General features: G+C 57.0%; 7 protein-coding genes. 2 read left to right on the top strand and 5 right to left on the bottom strand.

All coding sequences use genetic code 11. The annotated features are described in order from the left end of the window. Positions 1-340 precede the first annotated feature (340 nt). Both KHQ23_RS12700 and mdtD read left to right on the top strand, forming a co-directional pair. Positions 341-1,042: a FadR/GntR family transcriptional regulator gene (locus KHQ23_RS12700; protein WP_002882540.1), complete on the top strand. Its 702-nt coding sequence runs from the start codon at positions 341-343 to the stop codon at positions 1,040-1,042. 12 nt (positions 1,043-1,054) lie between these two features. Beyond that, positions 1,055-2,452 carry a multidrug transporter subunit MdtD gene (gene mdtD / locus KHQ23_RS12695; RefSeq protein WP_002882539.1) on the top strand — a complete coding sequence of 466 codons (1,398 nt, stop codon included), beginning with the start codon at positions 1,055-1,057 and terminating at the stop codon, positions 2,450-2,452. Here mdtD and rbsR read toward each other — a convergent pair. The 5 genes from rbsR to rbsA all read right to left on the bottom strand — a co-directional run bounded on the left by rbsR (position 2,449) and on the right by rbsA (position 7,872). After that, positions 2,449-3,441, bottom strand: a complete 993-nt coding sequence (rbsR, locus tag KHQ23_RS12690) for a ribose operon transcriptional repressor RbsR (RefSeq protein ID WP_004187944.1) — start codon at positions 3,439-3,441, stop codon at positions 2,449-2,451. The genes mdtD and rbsR overlap by 4 nt on opposite strands. A gap of 3 nt (positions 3,442-3,444) precedes the next feature. Beyond that, positions 3,445-4,377, bottom strand: coding sequence for a ribokinase (rbsK, locus tag KHQ23_RS12685; protein WP_004173836.1), 933 nt, complete (start codon positions 4,375-4,377; stop codon positions 3,445-3,447). Between the two features lie 100 nt (positions 4,378-4,477). Continuing rightward, positions 4,478-5,368, bottom strand: a complete 891-nt coding sequence (gene rbsB, locus KHQ23_RS12680) for a ribose ABC transporter substrate-binding protein RbsB (protein WP_002882536.1) — start codon at positions 5,366-5,368, stop codon at positions 4,478-4,480. A 27-nt stretch (positions 5,369-5,395) separates the two neighbouring features. Then, positions 5,396-6,361 carry a ribose ABC transporter permease gene (rbsC, locus tag KHQ23_RS12675; protein WP_002882531.1) on the bottom strand — a complete coding sequence of 322 codons (966 nt, stop codon included), beginning with the start codon at positions 6,359-6,361 and terminating at the stop codon, positions 5,396-5,398. Positions 6,362-6,366: 5 nt separating this feature from the next. Next, positions 6,367-7,872 (bottom strand): ribose ABC transporter ATP-binding protein RbsA, encoded by a 1,506-nt coding sequence (gene rbsA / locus KHQ23_RS12670; protein WP_002882529.1) that lies wholly within the window; start codon positions 7,870-7,872, stop codon positions 6,367-6,369. Positions 7,873-7,875 lie beyond the last annotated feature (3 nt).

Raw genomic sequence — 7,875 nt, 5'->3', positions numbered from 1 at the left:
AAAGAGCAGTGCCGCTTCGTTTTCGCTGCGGCGCGGGGTGTGCATATTACGCTTTCCCGCTGCAGAGTCAAGCATTTATTTTTGCTTTTCTCTGCGAGGTTCTCACCGGAACCCCGCTGACCCGGCGGCTTGTTTGCCGTTGTTCCGTGTCAGTGGAGGCGCATTATAGGGAGTAATTCTGAGGTGACAAGGGGAAATGCAAAAAAAGTTTTCAACCGTCTCTTTTTTCAACAATGCGGCGAGGAATGTCGCAAAAAACCGCCGTTTTGCCGTTTTAACCGACGAAACGGGGCGCCTGGTGGCATACTGTTAGAGTAGAGGAAAGAAAGGAACGGCATTTATGTCTTTAAGCGCACAGCAACTGGCGGCACAAAAGAACATTTCCTGGGTACTGGCCGAAAAGCTCGCCCAAAAAATACTGACTGGCGAATATCAGCCGGAAAGCATTCTTCCCGGCGAAATGGAGTTGGGGGAGCAGTTCGGCGTAAGCCGTACCGCCGTCCGCGAAGCGGTGAAGACGCTTACTGCAAAAGGCATGCTGCTGCCCCGCCCTCGCATTGGCACCCGGGTGATGCCGCGCAGCAGCTGGAATTTCCTTGATAAGGAACTGCTCTCCTGGTGGCTAACAGAAGATAACTTCGAAGAGGTGGTAAGCCACTTTCTCGTCATGCGCAGCAGCCTGGAGCCACAGGCCTGCTTTCTCGCCGCCGCCAACGGCACCGCCGGGCAAAAAGCGCAGCTCAATACATTAATGGAAGAGATGATTGCTCTGAAACGCCATTTTCAGCGCGAACGCTGGATAGAAGTCGATATGGCCTGGCATGAACATATCTATGAAATGAGCGGTAATCCTTTCCTCAGCTCTTTCGCCTCGCTGTTTCATTCGGTCTACCACACCTACTTCACGTCGATTACGCAAAATGAAGTGGTGAAGCTCGATCTCCACCAGGCGATTGTCGATGCCATTCTTAACAGTGATGCGCCGGGGGCGTTGCTCGCCTGCCAGGCATTGTTGAACGCCCCACACCACGTAAATCAATAACAAGGATTTGGCATGAGCGGAAAAAAAGGGCGCAGCATGGCTGGCCTGCCGTGGATCGCGGCGATGGCCTTCTTTATGCAGGCGCTGGATGCCACCATTCTTAACACCGCCCTCCCGGCTATCGCCCACAGTCTTAATCGTTCTCCCTTAGCGATGCAGTCGGCCATTATCAGCTATACGCTGACGGTGGCGATGCTGATCCCGGTCAGCGGCTGGCTGGCCGATCGCTTCGGCACGCGCCGGGTCTTTATCATCGCCGTTAGCCTGTTCACCCTCGGTTCCCTCGCCTGCGCCCTCTCCAGTTCCTTAACGGAACTGGTCATTTTTCGCGTAATTCAGGGGATCGGTGGGGCGATGATGATGCCGGTGGCGAGGCTGGCCCTGCTGCGTGCCTACCCCCGCAGCGAACTGTTGCCGGTCCTGAACTTTGTCACCATGCCGGGATTGGTGGGGCCGATTCTGGGCCCGGTACTCGGCGGGGTATTTGTTACCTGGGCCAGCTGGCATTGGATTTTCCTGATAAACATTCCGATCGGCGTAATTGGCATTCTGTACGCCCGTAAATACATGCCAAATTTCACAACGCCGCGCCGACGCTTCGATATAGGCGGTTTTCTGTTATTTGGCTTAAGTCTGGTGTTATTTTCCAGCGGTATTGAACTGTTTGGGGAAAAAATCGTGGCGACATGGCAGGCGCTGGCCGTGATTGCCGTCAGTCTGTTACTGCTCGTGGCCTATGTGCGTCACGCGCGTCGCCATCCGACGCCGCTTATCTCGCTCTCTTTATTTAAGACCCATACGTTCTCGGTCGGCATTGCCGGCAACCTCGCCACGCGGTTAGGTACCGGCTGCGTACCGTTTCTGATGCCGCTGATGCTGCAGGTTGGTTTCGGCTATCCGGCCATTATCGCCGGCTGTATGATCGCCCCCACCGCTATCGGCTCGATTATTGCGAAATCCACCGTTACCCAGGTGCTGCGCTGGTTTGGCTATCGTAAGACCCTGGTGGGGATCACCGTGTTTATTGGCCTTATGATCGCCCAGTTCTCGCTGCAGTCGCCAGAGATGCCGCTGTGGATGCTTCTTCTGCCGCTGTTCGTGCTGGGGATGGCGATGTCCACGCAGTTTACCGCCATGAATACCATTACCCTGGCCGATCTGACCGATGATAATGCCAGCAGCGGCAACAGCCTGCTGGCCGTCACCCAGCAGCTTTCAATTAGTCTCGGGGTGGCCATCAGCGCTGCGGTGCTACGCTTCTATGAAGGTTTTGATAATGCAAGCACGGTACAGCAGTTTCACTACACCTTTATAACCATGGGCGTGATAACCATTATATCGGCGCTGATGTTTATGCTGTTAAGAGCGAAGGATGGCCGCAACCTGATTAGCGAGCGGCATAAGCGCTAAGCGGAACCGCGAACCACCAGCTCCGGCGTTAACTGAACGCGCTGCTGTTTTTGCTGCGGATCGGCCATGCGATGGATCAGTACGTCGATGGCCAGTTCCCCCAGCTCATCCTTTGGCTGGTGAATGGTGGTCAATGGCGGCGTCATATAACGTGCCAGCTCAATATCATCGTAGCCCACCAGCGCCATATCCTGCGGAATCTGCAGCCCGGCCTGGTATAACGCCTGATAAGCGCCAACCGCCATCGCATCGTTACCGACAAACACCGCCTGCGGACGCTGCGGCAACGCCAGCAGCTGCTGCATCGCGCTAAACCCGCCGCCAAACTCAAAATCACTGGTCACCACGTATCCTTCGGCAACCGGCAGGCCGCAGCGCGCCATCGCGGCATGATAGCCTTCAAGACGCAGGCGCGCCGGGGTTTTATCCAGCGGGCCGGCAATACAGGCAATGCGTGAATGCCCCTGGTCAATCAGATACTGGGTCGCCATATCGCCGCCGAGCAGCGAGTTATCCTGAATCAGATCGCTATCGCCATCAAAGGGGGCCCAGTCCATCATAACCGTCGGTACCGACGGATAGCGCTGCATGATTTCCGGGGAGGGCTGATGGGTCTCCGTGCACAGCAGGAGTAATCCATCAACGCGTTTTTGCATTAGCGTCTCCAGATTACGATTCATTCGCTGCTCATCACCTTCGGTATTGCAGAGCACGAGGCTATAACCCCGCTCAAAGCAGCTACGCTCCACGCCCCGCACCAGCTCCGAATAAAACGGATTGGTACTGGCGGTGATCAGCATGCCGATGGTACGGGTTTGATTGAGCTTGAGACTACGCGCCAGCGCAGAGGGGGCGTAGTTGAGGCTTTTGATCGCAGCGTCAACTTTGGCGGTAATCGCCTCGCTGACAAAACGGTCCTTATTGATGACGTGTGACACCGTCGATGTGGAAACGCCCGCGATGCGGGCCACATCTTTCATCGTAGCCAAGCATTACCCCTGTTGCGCTAAAAATTCATCGATCTCTGTGCGCCACGGCACGGACGGCTGAGCGCCTTTGCGGGTTACGGCGATCGCCGCTGCGGCATGCGCAAAGCGAATCGCCTCCGGCAGGGCGGTCCCTTCCAGCAGCGCGGTCACCAGCGCGCCGTTAAAGGTATCACCGGCCGCGATAGTATCAATGGCCTGTACGCGAAACCCTGGGATCCGGCGGCTTTCGCCTTCGGCACTGAGCCAGACGCCGCGGCTGCCGAGGGTGATCATCACCGTACCAATGCCTTTGGCATGCAGCACGTTGGCGGCTTTTGCCGCATCTTCGTCACTCTCAACGCGAATACCGGTCAGCTTTTCCGCTTCGGTTTCGTTAGGGGTAATAATATCCACCAGCGCCAGCAGTTCATCCGGTAGTTCACGCGCTGGCGCGGGGTTCAGCACCACGGTGGTGTGATGGTGATGGGCGATTTTCGCCGCCGCTATGACGCTCTCCAGCGGCGACTCCAGCTGCATCAACAACGCCTGTGCGCTGGCGATACGCTCTTTTTCCGCCTCAACCTGGGAGACGGAAAGCGCCGCATTGGCGCCGGCATGAATACCGATGACATTCTCACCTTCGGCGTTAACGAAAATTAACGCCACCCCGGTCGCTTCCCCGGCAACCGCGCGCACGGGCGCCACGTCGATTTTATCGCTCGCCAGCTGACGACGGATGCGTTCACCGATATCGTCATCGCCGGTGCAGGCGATAAACGCGATATCCGCTCCGCTGCGCCCGGCGGCCACCGCCTGGTTGGCCCCTTTTCCACCGAACGCCACCTGATAATGGTGGCCTGTGACGGTTTCGCCCGGCGTCGGGAAAGCGTCAAGGTTAAGAATGTGATCGGCATTGATACTGCCAAGGACGACAAGTTTGCCTGCAGTTTTCATCATTTCTGTTCCCGGGAAAGCGCGCCACCGGGATCCGGTGGCGCATGCCCTGCTTTTCTTTTTTTATATTGTCCCTCGGACCGTTGCCAGTCCGAATCGCATATTACTGCTTAACGACCAGCTTCAGCTCAACCGGGTAGTTAGCTTCCACTTTTTCGCCCTTCAGTACCTTATCAGCAGTCTCAACGCCTTTCGCGCCGATCTGCTCCGGCAACTGTGCGACGGTCGCCGCCAGTTTGCCACTGTTTACTGCTTTTTCGCCATCCGGAGTGCCGTCAAATCCAACCACCATCACATCGGACTTGCCTGCGGTCTGCAGCGCGCGCAGGGCGCCCAGCGCCATTTCATCATTTTGCGCGAACACTGCCTGGACGTCAGGATGTGCGGTCAGCAGGTTCTGCATCACGTTCAGGCCTTTGGTGCGGTCGAAATCGGCCGGCTGGCTGGCCAGGACGTTGAATTTGTGCGCCGCCACGGCCTGTTTAAAGCCTTCGCCACGCTCGCGCGCCGCAGAAGTTCCGGCAATGCCCTGCAGCTCAATGACTTTTGCACTTTCACCCACTTTTTTCGCGATGTAATCGCCAGCCATTTTCCCACCCTGCACGTTGTCAGAGGCGATATGGCTCACAACATCGCCTTTTGTCGCCTGACGGTCGAGAGTGATGACCGGGATTTTCGCCTGGTTCGCCATCTTCACGGCGTTGCCAACGGCATCAGAGTCGGTGGGGTTGATCAGCAGCAGCTTGGTGCCGCGCACCGTTAAATCCTGGACGTTCGCCAGCTCTTTCGCCGGGTTGTTCTGGGAATCCAGCACCACCAGGTTGTAGCCCAGCTTGTCAGCTTCTTTTTGCGCGCCGTCTTTCAGCGACACGAAGAACGGGTTGTTGAGGGTAGAGATAACCAGAGCGATGGTGTCTTTGGCCATCGCGTTCGCGCTAACGGTCGCACTTAGCGCAACAGCAGAGACCAGGGTCGCCAGTTTTTTCATATTCATAGTTAAGATGTCCTGTAGAGTTCTCAGTTACTGCTTTTTGTTATCTACCAGTACCGCCAGCAAAATCACCACCGCTTTAACGATCATCTGGTAATAGGAAGAAACGCCTAAAAGATTAAGACCATTATTCAGGAAGCCAAGGATCAGCGCACCAATCAGCGTGCCGACAATGCGTCCTTTGCCACCAGCGAGGCTGGTGCCGCCGAGCACCACCGCCGCAATGGCGTCCAGCTCATAGCCCGTCCCCGCCGTCGGCTGCGCGGAGGAGAGACGCGCCACTTCGATGATCCCGGCCAGCGAAGCCAGCATTCCGCACAAGGCGTAAACGATAATTTTAACTTTATTGACGCTAATCCCGGACAGACGCGTCGCCGCTTCATTACCGCCCAGGGCATAAATATAACGGCCCAGGCGAGTATGGTGCAGCATGTACCAGGCCGCCAGGAAGACAATCGCCATGATCCATACCGGCGTCGGGATCCCCAGCGGACGCCCGATGCCAAACCAGCCGAACAGATCGGCATTATCGCTAAAGCCGGTATTGATCGGGCTGCCGTTGGTGTACACCATGGTTACGCCGCGCAGCAGCAGCATCATCACCAGGGTGGCGATGAAGGCCTGCACGCGGCCTCTCGCTACAATCACCCCGGTGACTGCGCCGATCGCCGCACCTAATGCGAGGGCAGCCGCGACCGCCACCAGCGCATTAACCTCAATGCCAACGATCGACGCTGCCACCGCACCGGTGAGCGCCAGCAGGGAGCCGACGGACAGATCGATCCCCGAGGTCAGTATGACCAGCGTCATCCCTACCGCCATAATGGCGTTAACGGAGGTTTGCTGCAGAATATTGAACAGGTTATTGACGGTAAAAAAGTTGGGGCTCATGGTCGATACCACCGCGATCAGCACCAGCAGGGCAATCAGCGATTTTTGCTCCATCAGCCACGCTTTTGTGAAATAGCGGCGACCAGAAACAGCCTGGGTTGTCATCTTTCTTACTCCTGATTCACACGGTTAAGCTTGCCCACAGCGGCAGCCATCAATACTTCCTGGGTGGCCTGCTCGCGTGTGAATTCACCGCCGAGATGCCCTTCATGCATCACTATGATGCGATCGCTCATGCCCAACACTTCCGGCATCTCGGAGGAGACCAGAATGATGCTCAGGCCGTCGGCTTTGAACTGGTTGATGAGCTGGTAGATCTCTTTCTTCGCCCCGACGTCGACGCCGCGGGTCGGTTCATCGAGGATCAGCACCTTCGGCCGGGTCATCAGCCCGCGGGCGATGGCGACCTTTTGCTGGTTGCCGCCGGAGAGCAGGCCGATCGCCTGCTCCATGGACGGCGTTTTCACGTTAAACAGGCGGATGAAATCACTCACCGCCTGCTGTTCATCTTTATGCTTAAGACTACCGCCCGCCCGGCTGAAATAGCGCAGCGCCGTCAGGGACATGTTTTCTTTTACCGACATCCCGAGAACCAGACCATCGCGCTTACGGTCTTCGGAGATATAGACAATGCCGTTCGCCAGACCATCCTGCGGCGAACGGGTCACCACTTCGCGGCCATCGAGCGTCACGGAACCGCTGCTGCGCGGCAGCGCGCCGTACAGCACTTTCATCAGTTCGGTCCGCCCGGCGCCCATCAGCCCGGCAACGCCGAGGATCTCCCCCTGGCGCAGGGTAAAGGTCACGTTATCCACCCCCGGGCCGCAGAGGTTGTCGACCTTCAGGCGCACCGCGCCGGGCGCCTTATCGAGGTGGGGATATTGGTCTTCCAGCTTACGGCCGACCATCATCTCGATAAGTCGGTCCTCATCCAGCGACGAGACCTCGCGCTCGGCGATAAACTGCCCGTCACGAAAGACCGTCACGTCGTCGCAAATCTCGAAGATCTCTTTCATACGGTGGGAGATATAGACGATACCGCGCCCCTGCGACTTCAGTTCGCGGATGACGCGGAACAGCGATTCGGTTTCGGTATCGGTCAGCGCATCGGTCGGTTCATCCATAATGATGACTTTCGATTCGAAGCTCAGCACTTTGGCGATCTCCACCATTTGCTGATCGCCAATCGATAGATCGCCCACCAGTTTCTGGCTGGTAAAGCGGAGATTCAGCTTTGCCAACAGCTTGTCGGCTTCGGCATACATCTGCTTCCAGTCGATTTTGCCAAAACGGTTAACGAACTCGCGGCCAAGGAAGATGTTCTCGGCGATCGTCAACTGAGGGATCAGGTTCAGTTCCTGATGGATAATGCCGATCCCGGCTTCCTGGGAGGATTTTGGGCCGTTAAAGGTCGTCTCTTTGCCTAACCACAGCAAAGAGCCGGCATCACGGGTGTAGATCCCGGTCAACACCTTCATCATAGTGGACTTGCCGGCGCCATTTTCCCCTACCAGCGCCATCACCCGGCCGGCATAGACATTCAGCGCCGCGCCGGAGAGCGCCTTGACGCCAGGGAACGCTTTGTCGATCCCTTTCAGTTGCAATAAGGCTTCCATGAC

Source organism: Klebsiella sp. 64 (genome assembly GCF_018223915.1).
In the GTDB taxonomy this organism is placed as follows: Bacteria; Pseudomonadota; Gammaproteobacteria; order Enterobacterales; family Enterobacteriaceae; genus Klebsiella; species Klebsiella pneumoniae.
This window is presented reverse-complemented; position numbering and strand designations above follow the sequence as displayed.

Bases quoted from the DNA above. Each gene is read 5' to 3' on its own strand.
- KHQ23_RS12700 (WP_002882540.1), top strand. From the start codon at position 341: ATGTCTTTAAGCGCACAGCAACTGGCGGCACAAAAGAACATTTCCTGG.
- mdtD (WP_002882539.1), top strand. From the start codon at position 1,055: ATGAGCGGAAAAAAAGGGCGCAGCATGGCTGGCCTGCCGTGGATCGCG.
- rbsK (WP_004173836.1), bottom strand. From the start codon at position 4,377: ATGATGAAAACTGCAGGCAAACTTGTCGTCCTTGGCAGTATCAATGCC.
- rbsB (WP_002882536.1), bottom strand. From the start codon at position 5,368: ATGAATATGAAAAAACTGGCGACCCTGGTCTCTGCTGTTGCGCTAAGT.
- rbsC (WP_002882531.1), bottom strand. From the start codon at position 6,361: ATGACAACCCAGGCTGTTTCTGGTCGCCGCTATTTCACAAAAGCGTGG.
- rbsA (WP_002882529.1), bottom strand. From the start codon at position 7,872: ATGGAAGCCTTATTGCAACTGAAAGGGATCGACAAAGCGTTCCCTGGC.